Below are 21,755 nucleotides of genomic sequence, written 5' to 3' on the forward strand. Positions count from 1 at the left end.
CTTGAATGACGTTGGGTATATACTCTTTGTGCTTCAATTCTGCTGATTAACAATGCGCTCTGGGATGACAGAGCGCATTGTTGTGTTTAAACATGCAGATAATCGAGAATGCTTTCAGCGGCGCGGCGTCCCTCCGCGATGGCGGTCACCACAAGATCAGAGCCGCGCACCACATCCCCGCCTGCAAAAATGCCACTGACTGAGGTTTCAAACGGGTACTGTGCCTGTGAAGAGGCACTGATCCGCCCCTGTGTGTCGCGTTCAATATTCAGTGCATCCAGCCAGGGCATGGCGTGTGGACGGAAGCCAAAGGCAATTATTACGGCATCCGCTTCAATGGTATAAGCGGAATCATTATCTGTTTCAATTATACGACGTCCGTTACTGTCGGTGCCGCCCAGTTGCGTTGCCATAACACGGACTCCGCTAACGTCTCCCCGGTCATTGAGTTCTATGGCCGATGGTTGACAGTGAAACTGAAAATTAACCCCTTCTTCCTTCGCATTTTTTACTTCGCGCCGGGAGCCCGGCATATTGTCTTCATCACGACGGTAAAGGCAGGTGACATCCGCAGCGCCCTGGCGGATAGCGGTGCGCAGACAATCCATGGCGGTATCTCCGCCACCGAGCACAACTACCCGCTTATTCTTCAGGTCAATGTAGGGCGATGAATTATCATCCGGCAGCTCCATAATATGGCGTGTGTTACCAATCAGGTATGGCAGGGCGCTGTAAACACCGGGAGCCTGTTCATTTGGTAGTCCGCCGTTCATCGGCTGATAGGTTCCGGCACCAATAAACACGGCATCATATTGTTGCTGTAATTCACTGAGCGAAATATCTTTTCCGATCTCAGTATTGAGATGAAACTCAATACCCATTTCGGTGAATAATTCACGGCGGCGCTGCATAATGGATTTTTCCAGCTTGAATGCCGGAATACCAAAGGTAAGCAGACCACCGATTTCAGGATGTTTATCATAGACAACCGCATTGACGCCGTTGCGGATTAATACATCCGCACAGGCAAGCCCGGCGGGACCCGCACCAATCACCGCCACGGTTTTACCTGTCGGGCGCACCGCAGAGAGATCCGGTTTCCAGCCCATTTCAAAGGCTTTATCCGTAATGTAGCGCTCAATATTGCCGATAGTGACCGCGCCAAATTCATCATGCAGCGTACACGCGCCCTCACACAGTTTGTCCTGCGGGCACACCCGTCCACACACTTCCGGCAGACTGTTGGTCTGATGGGCAAGTTCGGCGGCTTCAATAATCCGTCCTTCTTCCGCCAGTTTCAGCCAGTTTGGAATATAGTTATGGACCGGACATTTCCATTCACAGTAGGGATTACCGCACCCGAGGCAGCGATCGGCCTGGTTCTGCACCTGGTTGTGTGAGAAGGACTCATAAATCTCGATAAACTCTGTTTTACGGCGCACCAGAGGTAATTTTTGCGGATCAATACGCTGTAATTCAATAAATTGATAAACATTGCGGCTCATATTTTTTCTCCCTGCGGTGTCCGCAAGCGTAATTCGGTATGGACCCGGCTGTGCTGCGTTATCAGTGTACTGAGGTCGGACGATTTAGGTTTGACCAGGATAAACCGCCCGACCCAGTGTGTCCATGCGTTGAGGATGGCATTTGCCCGCGCCGATCCGGTCAGGCGGAGATGCTCCTGCAACATGCCACGCAGGTGTTCCTGATGAACGGGCAGCGTGCTGATGGCAAGGCTTTCTGTCATTTCCGGATTAACGCGTCCGGCGATACTGCCATCTTCATCAGCCAGATAGGCAAACCCGCCGGTCATTCCCGCACCGAAGTTGATCCCGGTTTTACCGAGCACACAAACAATGCCGCCGGTCATATATTCACATCCGTTATCACCTACGCCTTCGACGACCGCCAGTGCGCCGGAGTTGCGTACGGCAAAACGTTCTCCGGCACAGCCTGCGGCATAGAATTTCCCGCCGGTCGCACCATAAAGACAGGTATTTCCGGCAATGGTGGTTTCATGGGCAATAAACGCAGAACCGGGGTACGGATGCACAACAATCTGCCCACCGGCCATGCCTTTCCCGACGTAGTCATTGGCATCACCCGTCAGGGTTAACTCAATACCGGCGGCATTCCAGACACCGAAACTTTGCCCGGCCGTACCGGTAAAATGCAGTTTCAGCGGCGCGGCAGCAGCACCTGTATCGCCAAGCGTTTCTGCAATAAAGCCGGATAATGAGGCGCCGACAGAGCGGTCTGTATTGCGGATATCATAATAAAATGTCCGCGATTGCTGATTCTGCACATAAGGGCGGGCATCTTCAAGGATCCGCTGATTCAGTTCGCCTTTATCAAATGCCGGATTGCTTTCGCAGCAGAAACGGGCAGCACCATTTTGCGGGACAGGGGAAGCAAGCAGATCCTGTAAATTGATTTTGTGATGTCTGGCGGTCGTTCCCGGTATCTGATACAGCAAATCTGTGCGCCCGATAAGGTCAGTCAGCTTTGTTACACCAAGCTGTGCCATCAGTTCGCGGGTTTCCTGCGCAATAAAACGGAAGTAGTTCATTACCCGCTCCGGCAGTCCGTGGTAATGATCACGGCGCAATGTCTCATCTTGCGTGGCAACGCCGGTCGCACAGTTGTTCAGATGACATATACGCAGGTACTTACAGCCGAGCGCCACCATCGGACCGGTGCCGAAGCCGAAACTTTCCGCGCCGAGAATAGCGGCCTTGATAACATCCAGTCCGGTTTTCAGCCCGCCATCTGCCTGCAACCTGACTTTGTGGCGTAACCCGTTACTGACCAGAGCCTGTTGTGCTTCTGCCAGACCGGGCTCCCACGGGGAACCGGCATATTTTACTGAGGTCAGCGGGCTGGCTCCGGTGCCGCCGTCATAACCCGATATCGTGATGAGATCGGCATAGGCTTTTGCCACCCCGGTCGCGATTGTGCCGACACCCGGTTCAGACACCAGTTTGACGGAGATAAGCGCCTGCGGATTAACCTGTTTGAGGTCAAAAATCAGCTGCGCCAGATCTTCGATAGAGTAAATATCATGGTGCGGCGGCGGGGAAATCAGCGTGACGCCGGGAACGGAATAGCGCAGTGAGGCAATATACGGCGTGACTTTGTCACCCGGAAGTTGTCCGCCTTCGCCGGGTTTTGCGCCTTGTGCCACTTTAATCTGAATAACCCGGGCGCTGCGCAGGTAGCCCGGCGTCACGCCAAACCGTCCTGATGCCACCTGTTTGATTTTGGACTCTTTTTCTGTTCCGTAACGCGCCGGGTCTTCACCCCCTTCACCTGAATTGGAGCTGCCGCCGAGGCGGTTCATCGCAATCGCCAGTGCTTCATGGGCTTCAGGGCTTAATGCGCCGACAGACATCGCGGCGGTATCAAACCGGGTAAACAGTGAGTCGGCGGACTCCACGTCATCTATGTTTACGGGCTGTGTATCAGTGCGCAGTGCCAGCAGGTCGCGCAACATTGCGACCGGGCGGGTGTTAACCAGATCCGCGTAACACCGGTAATCGGCATAGTCTCCGCTGTGAACGGCTTTTTGCAATGCGTTTACCACATCCGGATTCCAGGCATGATATTCACTGTTATGGACATATTTCAGCAACCCGCCCGCATCCGGTTGTTTGCGCACCAGCCAGGCACGGTGGGATAAATCACTCAGATCCTGTTGGAAATCACTGAAATCAGCGCCACCGATCCGGTTTGCCGCACCCTGAAAGCAGAGATCAGCCACCGCATTATCCAGCCCGACCGCTTCAAATAGTTTTGCACAGCGGTAGGAGGCAACGGTAGAGATCCCCATTTTGGACATGATTTTATACAGCCCTTTATTGATCCCGTTACGGTAGTTAAGCAGAACCTGTTGCGCTGAGTGATTAATTACACCAGCGCTGCTTAATTTCAGCAATGATTCACATGCCAGATACGGGTAAACCGCCGTGGCACCAAAACCTAACAGGACGGCAAAGTGGTGGGGGTCACGTGCACCGGCGGTTTCGGCAATAATATTGGCATCACAGCGCAGATTTTTGCTGACCAGGCGCTGTTGCACTGCACCAACAGCCATGGGTGCGGGGATCGGCAGCGTGTCCGGTGAAATATGTCTGTCACTGAGTATCACCAGCACCACGCCCCGGCGGACGGCGGCCTCTGCATTATCACACAGAGAGCGGATCGCCTGCTCCAGTGAGGTTTCCTTCGGATTAAAACAGAGGCTAAATACTTGCGACCGGTAGTTGTGCGGATCACGGCTCAGGAGTTGCTCAAAATCCGTGTGCATCAGTACCGGGGATTTCATGCTCAGGCGGTGCGCCTGACCTTCCGCCTCACAAAAGACATTCATTTCCCGCCCGATACTGGTTGCCAGTGACATAACATGGGCTTCACGCAGCGGATCAACCGGCGGATTTGTGACCTGGGCAAACTGCTGGCGGAAGTAATCATAAATCAGGCGGGGGCGGGCGGAGAGTACCGCAAACGGGGTATCATCACCCATTGAACCGACTGCTTCCTGCCCGTTTTCACCCAGCACCCGCAGCACTTGCTCCAGTTCTTCCAGGGTATAACCGAATTGTTTCTGATAAACGGCAAGCTGTGCGTCATCCAGTGTCCGCTGTGGGGGCATGCTATCCATCAGGGTTTCATAAGGCGTCAGACGCAGAACGTTTTTTTCCAGCCAGGCTTTGTACGGATGGCGGGTTTTGAGGTCGTTATCCGTCTCATGCGCATGCAGAATTTTACCTTCCTGTGTGTCGATAACCATCAGTTCGCCTGGTCCGACACGTCCTTTCTCCACCACTTCATCGGGCTGATAGTCCCATATTCCGATTTCAGAAGCGCAGGTGATTAGTTTATCGGTGGTTATCACATACCTCGCGGGGCGTAACCCATTGCGGTCAAGATTACAGGCGGCATAGCGACCGTCAGAAATCACGATACCGGCAGGACCATCCCACGGCTCCATGTGCATGGAATTGAAATCAAAAAAAGCGCGCAAATCCTCATCCATATCCGGATGATTCTGCCATGCAGGCGGCACCAGCAGACGCATGGCGCGCACCATATCCATTCCGCCGTTGAGAAATAACTCCAGCATATTATCCAGCGAACTGGAGTCCGATCCGGTTTCATTCACAAACGGAGCGGCATTGATAAGATCAGGGATAAGCGGCGTGCGGAATTTATAGGCGCGCGCGCGTGCCCATTCACGGTTGCCGGTAATGGTATTGATTTCACCATTGTGTGCCAGATAGCGGAAAGGTTGCGCCAGCGGCCAGCGGGGAACCGTATTTGTCGAAAACCGCTGATGGAACAGACAGATGGCAGATTGCATCCGTAAATCCGCCAGATCAGGATAGAAGCGCGGCAGGTCTGCTGCCATGCATAATCCTTTGTAAATCGTGACCAGATTAGAGAGGCTGCAGACATAGAAATCCGGGTCAGTAATGCGCTTTTCAATACGCCGCCGCGCCATAAACAGGCGGCGCTCCAGATCCCGTGCGCGCCATCCTGCCGGTGCATTGATAAAAACCTGTTCAATCAGGGGCATCCCGGCAAGGGCAATTTCACCCAGAATATCCGGTCTGACCGGCACTTTGCGCCAGCCTGCAACAGACAGTGTTTCATCGCGCAGCTCTTCTTCGATAATCTCGCGGCAGGCTTGTGCAATCTGCGGGTCCTGACTGAGAAACAGCATCCCGACTGCATAATTACGCGCCAGTTGCCATTGATTCTGCTCAGCTATCAATCGGAAGAAGCGATCTGGTTTTTGTAATAGCAGCCCGCAGCCATCGCCGGTTTTGCCATCAGCGAGGATAGCCCCGCGGTGCTGCATGCGGGCTAATGCACTGATTGCGGTGCGCACCACTTTGTGGCTGGGCTCTCCCTCAAGATGGGCTATCAGCCCGAAACCGCAGTTATCCTTGTCTTGTGACGGGTTATAAAGCATACAGGCCCCTTTTGCGTGTCTCACATTGTGCCGTTAATTCAACGGCTAAGCGTGTTTCCGGGCCTCAGTCAGCCGTTACTGACAGTTAATACATCAGTAAAAGAGACAGTGATGGTGTGTTTGTGCCGGTACCGGTATGAATAGTTATGATGCCGGAGCAGGCGACAGGCAGCCCGGAAGGTCGTTTTTCAACTTATCGGTAAATGATATTCAGGTCAAATATCAGGGAAATAGCAGTAACGGATACTGATTATTGCGATAATGCAATGAAAAAGAACCATTTTATGGTCTTTCATTCCATTTTTATGCGGATGTATAACCCTTTTTTTTATGTGATGAATATCACTGTTTTTTGCGGCTTAGCACCGTGTAGCATGGGCATTTTTTTTATATAACCTGATTTTATCTGCTTTGTTCCTGCTAATTTGCAGATAAATGTCGTGTTTTTATTTTTGTTCAGTGAAAAAAACAGAGACCGGTATCAAAGCAGTCATATTATCCGGTGTGATGTGGTTATTTTTTCTGTTAATTTGATTTTTTATGTAATCCGTTATGATACGGGCCGGGACAATAACAGCTCAGCACGCGGTGATCCGCACATTTTACGATATGATACTAACCCTTATTCAGCGGGTGGAGCAGGTATGAAGTTGCTACGCGGTTTAGCGCAATATTATGTTGATTTACTGATGAAGCTCGGGCTTGTCAGGTTCTCGTTATTACTGGCTTCCGGGCTGGTGGTGCTGGCGATGGTGGTGCAGATTGCCGTCACGATACTGTTGCAGGGAGAAGTGCAGAGTATCGATCTTGTCCGGTCGATTTTCTTCGGGCTGCTTATCACGCCGTGGGCTGTTTATTTTATGTCTGTGGTGGTGGAGCAACTGGAGGAATCCCGCCAGCGTCTGTCGCGTCTGGTGAGCAAACTGGAAGTGATGCGCAAACGGGATCTGGAGCTTAATGAGCAGTTGAAGGAAAACATCAGTCAACTGAATCTGGTTATCACTGAGCGCGAAAAAGTGGAAGGCGAACAGGTTGTCCTGATGGATAAACTGAAAAAAGAGATGAGCCGCCGCGAGCAGACCCAGCTGGAGTTTGAGCAGCAATCTGTTCTGCTGCGCTCTTTTCTGGATGCCTCTCCTGATCTGGTTTACTACCGCAACGAAAAAAATGAATTCTCCGGCTGTAACCGCGCGATGGAACTGCTGACCGGGCGCAGTGAAAAACTGCTGCGCGGGCTGACTCCGCGTGATATCTATGAGACTGAAATTGCTGATAAAGTGATGGAAACGGATGAAAAAGTCTTCCGCCATAATGTCTCTCTCACTTATGAGCAGTGGCTGGTGTATCCGGACGGGCGGAAAGCCTGCTTTGAGCTGCGCAAAGTGCCGTTCTATGACAGTGTCGGCAAGCGCCATGGTCTGATGGGGTTCGGGCGTGATATCACTGAGCGCAAGCATTATCAGGAGGCGATTGAAAACGCCAGCCGTGAAAAAACCACGTTTATCTCCACCATCAGTCACGAATTGCGCACGCCGCTGAACGGCATTGTCGGGCTGAGCCGCATTTTGCTGGATACGGAACTGGACGCGGAGCAGGAAAATTACCTGAAAACCATCCACGTCAGTGCCGTGACACTCGGCAATATCTTCAATGATGTGATTGATATGGATAAACTGGAGCGGCGCAATGTCCGCCTGGATATCCAACCGGTGAATTCAGCTGAGTTTATTTCAGATCTGGAAAATCTCTCCGGGCTGCTGGTTCATCCGAAAGGATTGCAGTTCACGCTTGATCTGGTTCCGCCTGTTCCGCAGGTGCTTCTCACTGACGGCACCCGTCTGCGCCAGATCCTGTGGAATCTGATTGGTAATGGTGTGAAATTTACCCGTAAGGGCGGAATTTCGGTAAAAGTGTGGCGTGAAGAAAATGACATGCTCTATTTTGAGGTCCGCGATTCCGGGATAGGTATCCCGCAGGAAGAGCTGGAAAAAATCTTTGTGATGTATTACCAGGTCACGGACAGTGCAGGCGGGCGTCCGGCAACCGGTACAGGAATTGGTCTGGCGGTTTCCCGCCGTCTGGCACAGGCAATGGGCGGGGACATCACCGTGACCAGTGAGCCGGGCAAAGGCTCCTGTTTTACACTCTCCATTTGCGCACCCGCGCAGGAAGAGTCGGCTGAGGATGAAGATGATGGCCTGCTGCTGCCGGCACTGAATATTCTGCTGGTGGAAGATATTGAGCTGAATGTGGTGGTGGCGCGCTCTGTCCTGGAAAAACTGGGCAATACCGTGGATGTCGCCATGAATGGTCATGACGCACTGGCGATGTTCTCTCCTGAAGAATATGACCTGGTCCTGCTGGATATTCAGTTACCGGATATGAGCGGGCTGGATATTGCCCGTGAACTGCACCGGCGTTATCAGCCGGATGATTTGCCGCCGCTGGTGGCACTGACGGCAAATGTGCTCAAAGATAAAAAAGAGTATCTGGACGCCGGGATGGATGAGGTACTGAGTAAACCGCTTGCTGTCGGCGCTCTGACGCAGGTCATAGCGAAATTCTGGGGAGATGGTACAGAAGGTCTGCCTGCATCTGAACCTGTACAGGAAGCCGCAGAGGACGTTTATGCGCAGTCACTGGATTTGGAGATGCTGAACCAGTACATCGAGCTGGTCGGACCCAAGCTTATCCATGACAGCCTGGATGTGTTTGAAAAAATGATGCCGGGTTATCTGGCAATTCTCAATTCCAATATGGTGGCGAAAGACCAGAAAGGGGTTGCGGAAGAAGGGCACAAAATTAAAGGTGCGGCAGGCTCTGTCGGATTGGTTCACCTGAGACAGGTTGCTCAGCAGATTCAGTCTCCGGATTTACCGGCATGGGCTGATAATGTGCAGGAATGGGTTGATGAACTGAATCATGATTGGGAAAGTCAGGTGGGTATTTTAAGAAAGTGGCTGGCTGATCGCAGATAAAAAATAACCCCAACCGAAGTTGGGGTGCGCGAATACTGCGCCAACACCAGGGAAACTGGTTCACCCGCTTCAACTATTTATCGTTATTTAGGCGAGTGATGAATTAGGCTCTTACATCATACAGACATCAACATAGCAAAGATAAGTATTTTTGTTACAAGATTCATTAAAAACTGTGATGAAGATAGGTGTTTGCGTCTCTGAAAGGTCAGGGATTAATCTACTGTAAAGGGGTCAGATATGAAATCCGTTGGTATTGTTTTAAGTGGGTGTGGTGTTTTTGACGGTAGCGAGATCCATGAATCCGTTCTTTCACTGCTCAGTTTGACACAATCCGGTGCCTGCGTTCATTTCTTTGCACCGGATGAGCCTCAACGCACTGTTATTAATCACCTTTCAGGTGAAGAAAAAAACGACAAGCGTAATATTCTGGAAGAGTCCGCACGGATTTCCCGCGGGCAAATCCGTCCGTTATCGGAGGCGGATGCAGCGCAGCTTGATGCCCTGATTATCCCCGGAGGATTTGGTGCCGCCAAAAATTTATGTGATTTCGCCACAAAAGGATCTGCCTGTGAAATTAATAAATATTTTTTATTATTAACGCGGGAAATGCTGGCACAAAACAAACCGATGGGATTTATGTGTATCGCACCGGTAATGATCCCGAAAATTGTAAATTCATCAGTTCAGCTTACCATTGGTGATGATCCCGCTATTGCAGAAGCGATCGCGGAAATGGGTGGCATTCATGTAAACTGTACGGTGGATAATATCGTCGTAGACGAAACCCATAAAATCGTAACAACACCAGCTTATATGCTGGCTGAGAATATTGTACAGGCGCAGACCGGTATTGATAAATTGGTTAAGAAAGTTCTGCAAATGGCCGGATAATCAGTGAGGGAAATTATGGGGAGGATTTTGCGGTTTCTGCGGAAAATAGTTATTTTTGTTATGTTGTTATGGGTAACAATGATAATTTTGTTCGCATTTCTCCCTGTTCCCTATTCTATGGTGATGCTGGAAAGACAGGTTTCAGCATGGGCAACATTTAATTTTTCTTATGTCGCCCGCAGCACATGGGCAGGCGAAAGTGCCATTTCCCCTTATATGAAGCTGGCAGTGATTGCATCAGAAGATCAACGCTTCCCTGATCATCACGGATTTGATTTTGACGCAATTTCCGATGCGCTCTCACAAAGCAGTAAAAAAGGGCATTCATCCAGAGGCGCGTCCACACTGACACAGCAGACAGTGAAAAATCTATTCTTGTGGGACGGACGTAGTTGGGCGCGTAAGGGGCTGGAAACGTTACTGACGCCGGGTGTGGAACTTATCTGGTCAAAATCCAGGATCCTGACGGTCTATCTCAATATTGCCGAGTTCGGACCGGGGATTTTTGGTGTGGAAGCGGCATCACAGCACTTTTTCCGTAAAAGTGCCAAAAATTTGACTGCGGCGCAGGCAGCTCTGCTGGCCGCAGTATTACCTAATCCGCATCGTCTGCGCGCGGATAAGCCATCTGCTTATGTGCGCGGGCGTCAGCAATGGATTTTACACCAGATGCAACTGCTGGGCGGGACCGGGTTCCTGGAGAAAAATAACCTTACAGATAAGTAACCGGAATACAGTCAATCCCCTTATTATTTCGTATTGTTTAGCCTTAACGATAAGTATAAGTGATGAGAGTAACGGGATTGGTAAGTTTGGTATAATTCTCTTAGTATTCGTTATTTATTGATATATCCTGTTTTTTTTTATCAATGCAGATCATCATGCGTTATTTACCGGCAGGAACAGCAACCGGAACAGCAGAGTAAAAAAAACCTGACTGCGGGTCAGGTTTCTTATCTGTTTCTGAAAGTCCCGGTTAATTGAGCCAGGTAAAGGCGGTGGTGACTTTCTTCGCGCCGTCGGTTTCACTGGCAATTTTTGCCGCGGCAGCGCCTTCCTGACGCGTTACCACACCTAACAGAAAAATCTCTCCGTTTTCAGTCAGCACTTTAATATTAGCCGATTTTACCGCGTCACTGGTCAGTAACTTGGAGCGGACTTTGGTGGTTATCCATGCATCTTTTGATGCGGTGCCCAAATCGACAGGGGCTCCCTGACGGACTTCGTTGTAGACCATTTCGGTTCCGTCAACTTTAGCGGCAATTTCTTTTGCGCGCCGCGCCAGAGACAAATCATCAGCCTGACCAATCAGCAGGACTTTTCCCTGATAGGCAACAGGGACAATACGCGCCTGTTTGATATCTTTATCTTTATTGAGCTGGCCACTGACACGGGCTTCTAATGTGCCGTCATCGACCTGTGTACCGACAGAGCGGGGGTCTGTGGCGGCCTTGGTTGCAACAGCCGCAGATCCGACGATAGCTGCGCCGATACATCCCTGTAACAGTAATGCGGTACAGACAAGTGCTGCCACGGGCACGATTCTCATAATATCTCCTTAGTCTTCCTGATGGGGGAAAAGGGTATTGTCGATTAAATCACATAAACAATTTACCGTCAGCATATGCACTTCCTGTATGCGAACACTGCGTTGTGACGGCACGCGGATTTCAACATCCTGCGGACCCAGTAATCCGGCGAGTTCCCCGCCATCGTAGCCCGTCAGGGCAACAATAGTCATATCGCGGGTAACCGCAGCTTCGACAGCTTTAATAATATTACGGCTGTTTCCGTGTGTGGAAATGGCCAGTAATACATCACCTGTCTGTCCGATAGCCCGGACTTGTTTAGCATAAATCTCATCCTGCTGCCGGTTGGCGGCAATCGCCGTCATCACGACGTTATCTGTATTCAGCGCCAGTGCAGGTAAGCTCGGACGTTCAGTCTCAAAGCGGTGGATCATACTGGTGGCGAAGCGTGATGCCGTCGCCGCTGAACCGCCGTTTCCGCAACAGAGTATTTTATTGCCATTTAATAAAGACTGAACCATCATCATGGCCGCCCGGGAAATGGCATCCGGCAGTGCTTCTGCTGCCGCAATCTGAGTCTGAATACTTTCAGTAAAACACTGTTTGATTCTATCTAACACGTTAGGGCCTGCTATTAGCGACGGGTTATACCCTTATTCATTCAAATTGCAGGTTCGTTGGCGGAACTCAGCCTGCCTGCATCCTGAACGACGTCGGGTATATTACATTAATAAAAGTCAGTATGACCAAAGGCGTTTTTCAGCCATTCGACATGGTCACCGGTTATGGCGCAAATGTCAAAACGACAGTCGCAGGTCATCATGCTCAGCTGCCGCTTAGACAACCAGCAGGCGGCAGCATACAGTAACCGGCGCTGCTTGGTTTTGGTGACACTGGCCGCAGCACCGCCATACAGTGCATTGCGGCGGTAACGGACTTCGGTAAATACCAATGTGCCGTTATCCTGCATAATTAAATCGATTTCACCACGGCGAAACCGGACGTTTTGTGCAACAAACGTCAGTCCCTGACTCTCCAGCCAGATCCTGGCAGATTGTTCGTACTGCCGGCCTGTCAGCCATCTAAGCATAAATACGCCATCCCTGTGAATCTATTATGCCAAACAGAACGGGGTGACATCCGGTCACCCTCAAAAATCAGATAAAACTTAGTTGGCAGATGCCAGCGGTGTGATGTTGCCCTGCTTAAAGACAAGCCACGGAAGCCGGCGGTAAACCGTACAATTATCCGTAATGGAGAGGTCACCACTCGCACCGTTCATGCGCAGGGAATGGCTCTGCATATCCCCGTACTGATTTGCCAGGCGCCAGGCATCCATTCCCATGGCATACAGCCGGACGCGGGTATAGTCATTACCAAACCGCCCTGCGACCTGACTCAGTAACTGCGGATTACCACCTGCAATTAACGGAATGTCAGTCAGTCTCAGACCTTCCATCTCAAACTGAAAATCTTTGCCGGTGCCTGCTTTATTGCTGCGGGAGCTGGCATAAAAGGCCGGGCGTCCGCGGGCACTGGTGGCAAATTCCAGCATCGGTTTAATATACGTCAGTTGATCCGATGTGGCGATAATATAGACAGAGTCTACTCCGCCACCGGCTGGCTCCGGCTGGCTCACCAGACCTTCAGTCTGTGCGGTCTGCTGTGATGCAGGAATAACCGGGACACCGGAAAGCGGGATTGCACTGCCGGGATTTCCGGAGAACGTCTGGTGGCGCACAACGCCGCCGCCGTTTTTCTGCCATTCATCAGCAAAGCTTTGCGCAATACGGCGACCGAAGCTGTTGTCCTGCGTCAGTACCAGCGGTGCGGATTTATTTTCCTGACGGATAAACTGCGCGGCATTGCGGGCTTCATCCTCAGGTGAGAGTGAAAAATAGCAGACATTCGGCTTGGCAATTGGTGTGTCTAATTCATTGAGCGCAAGAATATTCAGAGGTGTATTGCTTGATGCGAGAGCCGTAACATCACCTTTGAACAATGGCCCGACAATCAAATCCATGCCATCAGCCTGTGCCTGTGCCAGTAATGTTGTGAGCGGCTGGCTGTCGGTGTCGTAGATTTTTACGTCTGTGACACTGCGGGCTTCTCCGCTGTATGGCTGAGCCTGCGGAGCGGATGTTGCGGCAGGTTCCTGTGCCGCTGCCACGACCGGGCTGGCAGCCGTTGCGCCGTCACTGTCTGTATTATTTGATGGCGCACCATTAGCCTGATCAGGCGTGCTGATATCTTTATCCGGATCTGCGGCACTGACAGTGGTTTGTGCAGCCACCGGTTCCGTTGTCAGCGCAGGCTGACCTGCAGGCGCCTGTGTTGTTGTCTGCTGATAGCCGCTGGTAAAGTTTGCCTCACCGTTTTGTGCATCAGTAAAGCCCTGACGGATAGCATCACCCATCAGTTTTGCCTGACCACTCAGCGGCAGAAAGAGCGCGACGCGGGCATTTTTCCCGGTCTGATTGTACATGCTGCTCATGGACTGGATTAAATCCTGCGGCAGAAGTTTTGCCGCCGGGTTTTCCGGATAACGGATTTGCCAGTCACCGATGGCGGCAAGCAGTGCTTTTTGATCCTGCTGGTTGCCCTGCCAGACGATCAGGAGATCCATCCAGCCACGCAACGTGGTTTCATCGGCGTTAATCTGAACCTTGTTGCGCTCATCAGGTGAAAAACGTGTTAGCATCAGCCAGGTTTCGTTAATGTTTTGCTGGTGTGCGTCCGGGTCGGTGAGCAGTGGCTCCTGAGCGATAAATGCACGGACGGCATCCATTGACGGCTGTCCGGCGGCAGCATCGATAACCCGCTGATATTGCTGAACCAGCGTTTCCGGTTGGTTTTTGCCACCTGTACCCGCAGTTTGATTATCGAGCGTACACCCTGAGATAATCAATGTTGAAAATAATGCGGTACAAAGTAATTGCTTGCGGTAACGCGATAAAGTTAAGGAAAACATACTGTACCCGGTTATAGTTTTCTGAAAGCTCAATTCTAATGTGATCATCTGGATGAAACAATGAATCAACCTAATCGAGCCGTGGTTGCGGCAGCGACACTGTATGTTGTGCCGACACCTATCGGCAATCTGAACGACATCACTGCGCGCGCCCTGGAGGTTCTTACGCATGTCGATCTGATTGCGGCTGAAGATACACGGCATACCGGTTTGTTACTTTCTCATTTCGGGATTAATAACCGGCTGTTTGCGCTGCATGATCATAATGAACAGTATAAAGCAGATCAATTAATTACCAAATTACAGTCCGGGACGAGTATCGCATTAGTCTCCGATGCAGGTACACCATTAATTAACGATCCCGGCTATCATCTTGTCCGCCGTGCCCGTGAGGCGGGGCTGACTGTTATCCCGCTGCCCGGCGCCTGCGCTGCGGTGACAGCACTGAGTGCAGCAGGTCTGCCGTCGGATCGTTTTTGTTACGAAGGGTTTCTGCCGGCAAAAACAAAGAGCCGTCAGGACACATTGCAGGCGCTGGCAGAAGAGCCGAGAACACTGATTTTCTATGAATCTACGCATCGTCTTCTGGATACGCTGGCAGATATGGTCACCGTGTGGGGCGCTGAGCGCTATGTTGTGCTGGCGCGGGAGCTGACAAAGACCTGGGAGTCAATTCAGGGCAAACCGGTCGGCGAATTACTGGCGTGGGTTCTGGAAGATGAGAATCGCCGTAAAGGTGAGATGGTCCTGATTGTTGAGGGCGCGAAGCCGGTTCAGAATGATGACTTCAGCCCGGAAATTTTGCGCGCGCTGGCGATTATTCAAAAAGAACTGCCGCCGAAAAAAGCCGCCGCAATTGTGGCTGAGATTTACGGCGTGAAGAAAAATGCGCTGTATCGTTATACCCTGGAGAGCGACACGCCGGAAGAATGATGCATTTCCCGTCATTCAGCCTTTCCGGACGGACTTATTCTGTACATCGGCAGGAAAGCCGCTTATAATCCGCCCCGGAGTCAGCCAGGCAATCGCTGCTTTATCGTAGTCCCTTCGGGAGACGGGTAGAGGGGAGGAAAGTCCGGGCTCCACAGGGCAGGGTGCCAGATAACGTCTGGGAGGCGCGAGCCTACGACAAGTGCAACAGAGAGCAAACCGCCGATGGCCCGCAAGGGCACAGGTAAGGGTGAAAGGGTGCGGTAAGAGCGCACCGCGCGGCTGGCAACAGTTCGTGGCATGGTAAACTCCACCCGGAGCAAGGCCAAATAGGGGTTCACATGGTGCGGCCCGCACTGAACCCGGGTAGGCTGCTGGAGCCAGTGCGCGAGTGCTGGCCTAGAGGAATGGTTGTCCAAGACAGAACCCGGCTTAACGGCTGACTCCACACTTATAAAAACCCCGCGTCTGACGCGGGGTTTTTTCATTTCAGCCGGACTGAATCAGGCGATGATATCAATCAAAAGCGCCCTGCAATCTGTCCGTGCGTGAAACGTGACTTCCCGGCTGTCCTGAATAAAGGCGCCGTCACCACACTCAACCATTTCCTGCTTCTGCCCGTCACCGGCAACAACACATCCGTGTATTGACTGATAAAATGCCCGCCTGCCATACAGAGGCAGGGTGAATGAATCGCCTGCCCGAATATTCAGATGAGAGATCCTGATCCCCTGCTGTAAATCAATACTGCCGTTTTCACCATCCGGTGAGGCAATCAGCTGAACCGGAGCAGATGTCAGCGTGAGTGACTGTGCGCCTCCGCGGGAGGCGCCGGGAACGGCACGCAGCCAGATCTGAATACGGGTCAGCGGTGACTCACCGCAGGGATTGGTTTCGGTATAACTGACGCCCTTGCGTGGCGAGAAAAACCGGCACTCATCCTGTTTATTTTCAAGATACAGCCCGTCATTGTCACGAATGTCGTGTTTCCCTCTCAGGATCAGGTTTACAATATCCACATCAGGATAGGATTTGGGCTGGAATCCGGCACCGGGTGCCAGAACTTCCTGATTCAGTGCTTTCAGCGGACCATATCCCAGAAACTCCGGGTCAAAATAGTGCCCGAAAGAGAAGGCATATTTTGCCTGCAACCAGCCATAATCTGCGGAGCCGGCTTGTTTTGCGGTTCGGTGTATAATCATGATGGTCTGCCTGCTGAGAAAAATATACTGAAATAATAAAGGGCTGGACGCCGAATTGTTAGCCAGTTAATCTGGTGGCGACATTCAAATTTTCTGATTGAGATAATGATGAGTAAAGACAAAGCGTTAACGCTGGAATCATTGCGCGTGATGGATGCTATCGACCGCCGGGGCAGTTTTGCCGCAGCGGCTGATGAGCTTGGGCGGGTGCCGTCCGCCCTGAGCTATACCATGCAGAAACTGGAAGAAGAGTTGGATGTTGTATTATTTGATCGCTCCGGACACCGGACAAAATTTACCAATGTCGGGCGGATGTTGCTGGAGCGCGGGCGTTTACTGCTGGAAGCCGCTGAGAAGCTGACCAGTGATGCAGAAGCGCTTGCCCGCGGCTGGGAGCCGCATCTGACTATTGCCTGCGAAGCGCTGATACCGGCGGCGTCCCTGTTTCCGCTGGTGGAGAAACTGGCGCTGAAATCCACCACACAACTGACGCTGGCGACAGAAGTTCTCGCCGGCTCCTGGGAGAGACTGGAAGCCGGACGGGCAGATATCGTGATTGCGCCGGATATGCATTTCCGCTCATCTTCTGAAATTAACTCCCGCCCGCTCTATTCGGTGGTGAATGTCTATGTGGCGGCACCGGATCACCCTATTCACCGTGAGCCTGAGCCGTTATCAGAGACAACACGGGTAAAATACCGTGGTATAGCGGTGGCTGATACCGCCCGTGAGCGCCCGGTGCTGACGGTTTTGTTGCTGGATAAACAGCGGCGCCTGACCGTCAGTTCAATAGATGATAAACACCGTGCTCTGCTGGCCGGACTGGGTGTGGCAACCATGCCGTATCCGCTGGTGGAAAAAGATATTCAGGAAGGTCGCCTGAAAGTGGTCGGACCGGAATACAGCCATGAAACGAATGTGATAATGGCATGGCGGCGTGACAGCATGGGTGAGGCGAAAGCCTGGTGTTTGCGTGAAATTCCGAAACTGTTTATCAATAAATAAGCCTGATAATAAAAAATACACTAAATCAATAACCTGTCGGATATTTTCCGGCAGGTTTTTTTTTCGTTCAGATATTAAGACAGACCCGGATTGACAAAAAAAATACTATTTAGCATCATATAATATATATACCCGACGTCATTCAGGATACAGCCAACGAACCTGCGGTTTGAATGAACAAGGGTATAAATTATATATCCCCGATGCAGGAGGCAATGTGGATCTCAACCGGTTTATGTCAGATGAAAGTTTTACGTTAGATCATGATCTTTTTGAAAAGATAATTTATATAAATTTAAAAAACAGAACAGATCGTAATAAAAACATTCTGGCTAAATTAACTGAAATGGAGATCCCGTATGACAAAATTATTCGCTTTGAGGCAATAGAAACCGATTTGGGGTATATCGGTTGTGCGCAGTCTCATGCAGCAGTCATGAATATGGTGATTGAAAATAGCTGGGGAACGGTATTAGTTATTGAAGATGATACGGATTTTTATACCGACCCGGAGCATATCAAACAAGCTAATACATTTTTATCCCGCCTGAAAGAAAAAAAACTGGGATGTTGCCCTCCTGGGCGGAAATTATTTTTGTGTTTATTATCATGAGCCTGAGTGTTGTCTTTTCAACCTTATGATGTCGTTCTGTGCTAATGCCTATATTGTGAATCAGCATTATGCTGACAAGATGCTGTCGATATTTAATGAATCTGTTTATCTTATCAGTGAAACGGGTGTGCCTGATGAATCAAAAGGAATTGATGCACACTGGTGTAATTTTATGAAAGATGATAACTGGTATGGTTTATATCCCTGTATTGCTTATCAGGCAAAAGGAATAAGTAATATAAGGAAAGGATATACTGACTATGAGTATTTGTTTAATAAACCATTATCAGAACTTGAGTTTCATGATAAAGAATAACTTACAGCGTTACTCATACTAAAAAAAGTATCCGCCATCAGGCGGATACTTAAAATGTTATACCCAACATCATTCAGGATGCAGGCAGGCGGCAAGGGAAGACAGACGGGGAGCATACATAAGTATGTGACCCGGCGGGCGTAGTGAAGCTAACGAACCTGCAGTTTGAATGAATAAGGGTATTTTATTATTTTGCTGTGTGGCTTTGCCTGAATGTTATTACCATTTCTTTTTTAATAAATAATCAATACTGAATTTACCGGGGCCGGTGACAGCCAGCAGGAGAAAACCACCTGCAATAGTAAAGTTTTTCATAAACATTAACTGGTTAGCGCCTTCGGCAAAATTAGTGTGGAACAGCAGCGCGGTCAGCACAGTAAACCCGAAAGTGAAAACAGCGGTTGTCCGGGTTAAGAAACCAAACAAGATTGCCAGCCCGCCGCCGAGTTCCAGCAGAATAGTCAGTGGCAGCAGCGCGCCGGGAACACCCATTGCCTGCATATACTGCTGAGTTCCGGCATAAGCATCACCTAATTTTCCGTATCCGGCCACAATAAATAAAACAGGCATCATGATACGTGCGATTAAAATAGCGTAATTGTTCATTGAGAGATCCTTATTAGCTCAACAATATTGAATTTATAAATCTGCAGGCAGAGTCACTTATTCTTCATTTAAATGGCACGATATGCCAATACGTTTTGTTGGACTAATAGTATGTGCGAATGAGAAGGATTGTTAGCAAGAATTCTTCATGAACAAATTCAAATTTTTTGATTTTGAAAGAAAGAGGTTAACTGTGAGGTTTATTGCGGGGTAAATTGGATTGTATGGTGCGTATCACGCCCCATAACCCAATGGCGCGTTGTCCCCAGCGGTACAGTTTCTTCGGATGACGGACAGAGAATACAGAGATAAGACTAAGACCGGCTATTACCAGCGGACGCAGTTGCACCACTGTCTGCCAGGTTCTGTCCAGTGATTCTGTCTTTTCCAGCCAATGTTCAGTGGTCTGTGATAAATCGCTGCGTTGTGCAGCGATGGTATCAATCAGTGCCTGCTTACGTAATGCCCGTTCAGCGCGGGTCTGTTTATTCATGATGTTGCTCCTGCTGTTTTTTTTTCCAGCAGTTGCTTATCAATCGCCAGTTGTTCGCGGGTCGCACTCAGCAGCGATGATTTACGGGCTTTGCGGACAGCGGACAGTGCAAAAATCAGCGCGCCTCCCAGCAAGACTACCGTCGTGACCGCCAGTGCGGTCAGACGATAGACGGGATCAACCGCCCACATGACCAGGATAAGCAAACTCATCAGCCCGAAAGCGGTCAGCAACAGTGCAACGCCGGCCAGTAAAATCAGCTGGATAAGGTTGGCTTTTTCCTCTTCAAGCTCTGTGGCAATGAGCCTGAGGCGGGTTTCAGCCATGCTGACCACAATAGTGGCGATGCGCGTCAATGTGTCGAGGAGCCCTTTACCGGGCCCCTGCGGACGTTCAGATTCAGCCATAACTCAGCGACGGGTCAGTAAAACGCCTAACACGACACCCACAGCAGCGCCGATCCCGACACCTGTCCATGGATTTTCTTTCACATAGTTATCCGCACGACCGGCCATCTCTTTGGTTTGCTGGATAACCTGCTCTTTACCTTCCGTCAGGCGGGCACGGGAATTCTGTAACGCGGCCTGTGCTTTTTTCTTCAGTGAATCCAGCTCTTCTTTTGATTTATTTTCTGCATTACCTAACACAGATTCCAGAGTATCAGCCAATGATTTCAGTTCGGCGCGTAACTCTTCATTTGAATGATGTGACATAGGAACTCCTTGTGATTGTGTAACCAAGGTTATATACCCAACGTCATTCAAGATGCAGGAAGGCGGCAAGGGAAGATCGCCGGGGAGCATACATCAGTATGTGACCCAGCGATCTGAGTGCAGCCAACACACCTGCAGTTTGAATGAATAAGGGTATAAGTGCAATTGAGGTCTAATGATAGTGTATTTTCCGGCGTTGTCCTGCACATTTCAGGCGGTGGGCGATTAATTCAGAATAAACTGCGGGGAAATGAAAGCTTGCGGGATGATATTCCCCGGTCTACGCAATTTCAGCGACAGACCGGGAAAGGATTTATTGCGGGGTGATATCCGTATCGGTATTTTTTGTCCGCTTGCGTCTCCAGACAACCCACAGGCTGGCAATTAACCCGCAGACTAATAGGACAACCGGGATAATCATCAGAATATTCATCAGATAATGCTCATACTTGCGGAAAAGCGGACTGATGCCCAGGCAATACCCGAGAGAGGTTAAAATTCCGACCCAGAGAAAACCACTCAGCCAGTTAAAAAACTGGAAACGACGGGAACTCAGACCCGCAATCCCCGCCAGCATCGGCAGTAATGTACGGATAAAGGCAAGAAAGCGGCCGACTAACAGCGCGGCAAGACCATGACGGTGAAATAACCCGTGTGCGCGCTGGTGATAATGAGGCGGCAAATGTGACAGCCAGCCTTGTACCATACGCGTATTACTGAGCCAGCGCCCCTGCAGATACCCGACCCAGCAACCCAGGCTGGCACCGGCGGTAAGAACAATCAATGTCGTCGGAAAATCCAGCGTATCTTTTGCGATTAATACCCCGACCAGGATGAGCAGGCTGTCACCGGGTAAGAAGGCGGCAGGAAGCAGGCCATTTTCCAGAAAAAGGATGGCGAACAGCATAATATAGATAGCCCATAACAGAGATGGGTTTGACAGGGTCACATAATCCTGATGCCAAAGTGCAAAAAAGAGTTGCTGCATTGTTTCCATCAAGTATTCCTAAAACTGAAGTAGGCCTATTTCGTCGATCGGGTGTGTTCAGGTAAAGAACCACAGAACATCTGTAATGATGTTTGCGGCAGGTAACCCCTGATATACGTGTTGCAAGACCGGGTCACTTTAGCAAATTAGGGGTAACGGAGACAGTGAATTTTTTCCGGATAACGTAAGATGATATTAAGGTGAGATTTTTATTTTTCAGTTTATATCTGTTGTTAAATCAATAAGTTCTGCGATGAAAGTGCCATTTTTAATCAAAGCTGCTGTTAATGAAAGACTTTTCCGGGGCTATTGCATTTAAATCATCTGTTTTAATGGCGGGTGTAATTGGCTGTCAGAGGTATCATGAATATATAACAATTGAGTGAAAAATAATCACATAAAAATTATTTTTATATTTTAATTTTAAAAATCATAGTGTTATTCAATTATTTGTCACTGAAGTGGCAAAAGAGCTAAATCGGCAATCATTAACAGAATTGGAGATGTTTTATTTTTCCGGACATATTTTATGTTATGTCAGGA

The 21,755-nt window shown here is 50.0% G+C and carries 19 protein-coding genes and 1 other RNA gene; 8 read left to right on the forward strand and 12 right to left on the reverse strand.

The window, feature by feature from the left end; all coding sequences use genetic code 11:
- Positions 1-86: 86 nt before the first annotated feature.
- Positions 87-1,505, reverse strand: coding sequence for an FAD-dependent oxidoreductase (locus AYY16_RS12630; RefSeq protein ID WP_067367007.1), 1,419 nt, complete (start codon positions 1,503-1,505; stop codon positions 87-89).
- Positions 1,502-5,974, reverse strand: coding sequence for a glutamate synthase large subunit (gltB, locus tag AYY16_RS12635; protein WP_067367010.1), 4,473 nt, complete (start codon positions 5,972-5,974; stop codon positions 1,502-1,504). The genes AYY16_RS12630 and gltB overlap by 4 nt, the downstream gene beginning before the upstream one ends.
- 689 nt (positions 5,975-6,663) lie before the next feature.
- Between gltB and arcB the strand changes: the two genes are divergently transcribed.
- The 3 genes from arcB (at position 6,664) to mtgA (ending at position 10,572) form a co-directional block, all read left to right on the forward strand.
- A complete protein-coding gene (gene arcB / locus AYY16_RS12645; protein WP_396673031.1) occupies positions 6,664-8,952 on the forward strand; it encodes an aerobic respiration two-component sensor histidine kinase ArcB in 2,289 nt (762 codons plus the stop codon).
- Between the two features lie 240 nt (positions 8,953-9,192).
- Positions 9,193-9,846, forward strand: coding sequence for an isoprenoid biosynthesis glyoxalase ElbB (gene elbB / locus AYY16_RS12650; protein ID WP_067367015.1), 654 nt, complete (start codon positions 9,193-9,195; stop codon positions 9,844-9,846).
- A gap of 15 nt (positions 9,847-9,861) precedes the next feature.
- A complete protein-coding gene (mtgA, locus tag AYY16_RS12655; RefSeq protein ID WP_082970720.1) occupies positions 9,862-10,572 on the forward strand; it encodes a monofunctional biosynthetic peptidoglycan transglycosylase in 711 nt (236 codons plus the stop codon).
- A gap of 250 nt (positions 10,573-10,822) precedes the next feature.
- Here mtgA and dolP read toward each other — a convergent pair whose 3' ends face one another.
- From dolP to AYY16_RS12675, 4 genes are all read right to left on the reverse strand, one after another.
- Entirely contained in the window at positions 10,823-11,395 is a 573-nt protein-coding gene (dolP, locus tag AYY16_RS12660; RefSeq protein WP_067367022.1) for a division/outer membrane stress-associated lipid-binding lipoprotein, read from the reverse strand.
- A gap of 9 nt (positions 11,396-11,404) precedes the next feature.
- Positions 11,405-11,995, reverse strand: a complete 591-nt coding sequence (gene diaA / locus AYY16_RS12665; protein WP_067367024.1) for a DnaA initiator-associating protein DiaA — start codon at positions 11,993-11,995, stop codon at positions 11,405-11,407.
- Positions 11,996-12,102: 107 nt separating this feature from the next.
- Positions 12,103-12,465: a YraN family protein gene (locus AYY16_RS12670; protein ID WP_067367027.1), complete on the reverse strand. Its 363-nt coding sequence runs from the start codon at positions 12,463-12,465 to the stop codon at positions 12,103-12,105.
- Positions 12,466-12,543: 78 nt separating this feature from the next.
- Positions 12,544-14,346 (reverse strand): penicillin-binding protein activator, encoded by a 1,803-nt coding sequence (locus AYY16_RS12675; RefSeq protein WP_067367311.1) that lies wholly within the window; start codon positions 14,344-14,346, stop codon positions 12,544-12,546.
- 60 nt (positions 14,347-14,406) lie between these two features.
- On the opposite strand from AYY16_RS12675, the gene rsmI reads away from it, so the two are divergent.
- Complete coding sequence (gene rsmI, locus AYY16_RS12680; RefSeq protein ID WP_067367030.1) at positions 14,407-15,279, forward strand: 16S rRNA (cytidine(1402)-2'-O)-methyltransferase; 873 nt, start codon at positions 14,407-14,409, stop codon at positions 15,277-15,279.
- Positions 15,280-15,355: 76 nt separating this feature from the next.
- Positions 15,356-15,727, forward strand: an RNA gene (rnpB, locus tag AYY16_RS12685) — RNase P RNA component class A.
- Positions 15,728-15,779: 52 nt separating this feature from the next.
- Here the strand turns inward: rnpB and AYY16_RS12690 are convergent.
- Positions 15,780-16,478, reverse strand: a complete 699-nt coding sequence (locus AYY16_RS12690) for a pirin family protein (RefSeq protein ID WP_067367033.1) — start codon at positions 16,476-16,478, stop codon at positions 15,780-15,782.
- A 108-nt stretch (positions 16,479-16,586) separates the two neighbouring features.
- On the opposite strand from AYY16_RS12690, the gene AYY16_RS12695 reads away from it, so the two are divergent.
- From AYY16_RS12695 to AYY16_RS12705, 3 genes are all read left to right on the forward strand, one after another.
- Entirely contained in the window at positions 16,587-17,483 is an 897-nt protein-coding gene (locus AYY16_RS12695; protein ID WP_067367314.1) for a LysR family transcriptional regulator, read from the forward strand.
- Between the two features lie 217 nt (positions 17,484-17,700).
- Complete coding sequence (locus AYY16_RS12700; protein WP_067367037.1) at positions 17,701-18,096, forward strand: glycosyltransferase family 25 protein; 396 nt, start codon at positions 17,701-17,703, stop codon at positions 18,094-18,096.
- Between the two features lie 55 nt (positions 18,097-18,151).
- Positions 18,152-18,412: a hypothetical protein gene (locus tag AYY16_RS12705; RefSeq protein WP_156665002.1), complete on the forward strand. Its 261-nt coding sequence runs from the start codon at positions 18,152-18,154 to the stop codon at positions 18,410-18,412.
- 219 nt (positions 18,413-18,631) lie between these two features.
- Here the strand turns inward: AYY16_RS12705 and AYY16_RS12710 are convergent, their stop codons facing one another.
- The 5 genes from AYY16_RS12710 to AYY16_RS12730 all read right to left on the reverse strand — a co-directional run bounded on the left by AYY16_RS12710 (position 18,632) and on the right by AYY16_RS12730 (position 21,221).
- Complete coding sequence (locus tag AYY16_RS12710) at positions 18,632-19,018, reverse strand: DoxX family protein (RefSeq protein ID WP_067367046.1); 387 nt, start codon at positions 19,016-19,018, stop codon at positions 18,632-18,634.
- Positions 19,019-19,205: 187 nt separating this feature from the next.
- Positions 19,206-19,511, reverse strand: coding sequence for a YqjK-like family protein (locus tag AYY16_RS12715; RefSeq protein WP_067367052.1), 306 nt, complete (start codon positions 19,509-19,511; stop codon positions 19,206-19,208).
- Positions 19,508-19,918: a phage holin family protein gene (locus AYY16_RS12720; protein WP_067367055.1), complete on the reverse strand. Its 411-nt coding sequence runs from the start codon at positions 19,916-19,918 to the stop codon at positions 19,508-19,510. Before AYY16_RS12720 ends, AYY16_RS12715 begins: the two co-directional genes overlap by 4 nt.
- Positions 19,919-19,921: 3 nt before the next feature.
- Positions 19,922-20,224: an ElaB/YgaM/YqjD family protein gene (locus AYY16_RS12725; RefSeq protein WP_067367058.1), complete on the reverse strand. Its 303-nt coding sequence runs from the start codon at positions 20,222-20,224 to the stop codon at positions 19,922-19,924.
- A 313-nt stretch (positions 20,225-20,537) separates the two neighbouring features.
- Complete coding sequence (locus AYY16_RS12730) at positions 20,538-21,221, reverse strand: DedA family protein (RefSeq protein WP_067367061.1); 684 nt, start codon at positions 21,219-21,221, stop codon at positions 20,538-20,540.
- Positions 21,222-21,755: the final 534 nt, after the last annotated feature.

Source organism: Morganella psychrotolerans, assembly GCF_001676155.1.
Taxonomy (GTDB): Bacteria; Pseudomonadota; Gammaproteobacteria; order Enterobacterales; family Enterobacteriaceae; genus Morganella; species Morganella psychrotolerans.

Excerpts from the sequence above, each read along its gene's own strand:
- AYY16_RS12715 (WP_067367052.1), bottom strand. The coding sequence starts at position 19,511 with ATGAATAAACAGACCCGCGCTGAACGGGCATTACGTAAGCAGGCACTG.
- gltB (WP_067367010.1), bottom strand. The coding sequence starts at position 5,974 with ATGCTTTATAACCCGTCACAAGACAAGGATAACTGCGGTTTCGGGCTG.
- AYY16_RS12725 (WP_067367058.1), bottom strand. The coding sequence starts at position 20,224 with ATGTCACATCATTCAAATGAAGAGTTACGCGCCGAACTGAAATCATTG.
- AYY16_RS12720 (WP_067367055.1), bottom strand. The coding sequence starts at position 19,918 with ATGGCTGAATCTGAACGTCCGCAGGGGCCCGGTAAAGGGCTCCTCGAC.
- dolP (WP_067367022.1), bottom strand. The coding sequence starts at position 11,395 with ATGAGAATCGTGCCCGTGGCAGCACTTGTCTGTACCGCATTACTGTTA.
- AYY16_RS12690 (WP_067367033.1), bottom strand. The coding sequence starts at position 16,478 with ATGATTATACACCGAACCGCAAAACAAGCCGGCTCCGCAGATTATGGC.
- elbB (WP_067367015.1), top strand. The coding sequence starts at position 9,193 with ATGAAATCCGTTGGTATTGTTTTAAGTGGGTGTGGTGTTTTTGACGGT.
- arcB (WP_396673031.1), top strand. The coding sequence starts at position 6,664 with ATGAAGCTCGGGCTTGTCAGGTTCTCGTTATTACTGGCTTCCGGGCTG.
- mtgA (WP_082970720.1), top strand. The coding sequence starts at position 9,862 with ATGGGGAGGATTTTGCGGTTTCTGCGGAAAATAGTTATTTTTGTTATG.
- AYY16_RS12710 (WP_067367046.1), bottom strand. The coding sequence starts at position 19,018 with ATGAACAATTACGCTATTTTAATCGCACGTATCATGATGCCTGTTTTA.
- rsmI (WP_067367030.1), top strand. The coding sequence starts at position 14,407 with ATGAATCAACCTAATCGAGCCGTGGTTGCGGCAGCGACACTGTATGTT.
- AYY16_RS12695 (WP_067367314.1), top strand. The coding sequence starts at position 16,587 with ATGAGTAAAGACAAAGCGTTAACGCTGGAATCATTGCGCGTGATGGAT.
- AYY16_RS12630 (WP_067367007.1), bottom strand. The coding sequence starts at position 1,505 with ATGAGCCGCAATGTTTATCAATTTATTGAATTACAGCGTATTGATCCG.
- AYY16_RS12670 (WP_067367027.1), bottom strand. The coding sequence starts at position 12,465 with ATGCTTAGATGGCTGACAGGCCGGCAGTACGAACAATCTGCCAGGATC.
- AYY16_RS12730 (WP_067367061.1), bottom strand. The coding sequence starts at position 21,221 with ATGGAAACAATGCAGCAACTCTTTTTTGCACTTTGGCATCAGGATTAT.
- AYY16_RS12675 (WP_067367311.1), bottom strand. The coding sequence starts at position 14,346 with ATGTTTTCCTTAACTTTATCGCGTTACCGCAAGCAATTACTTTGTACC.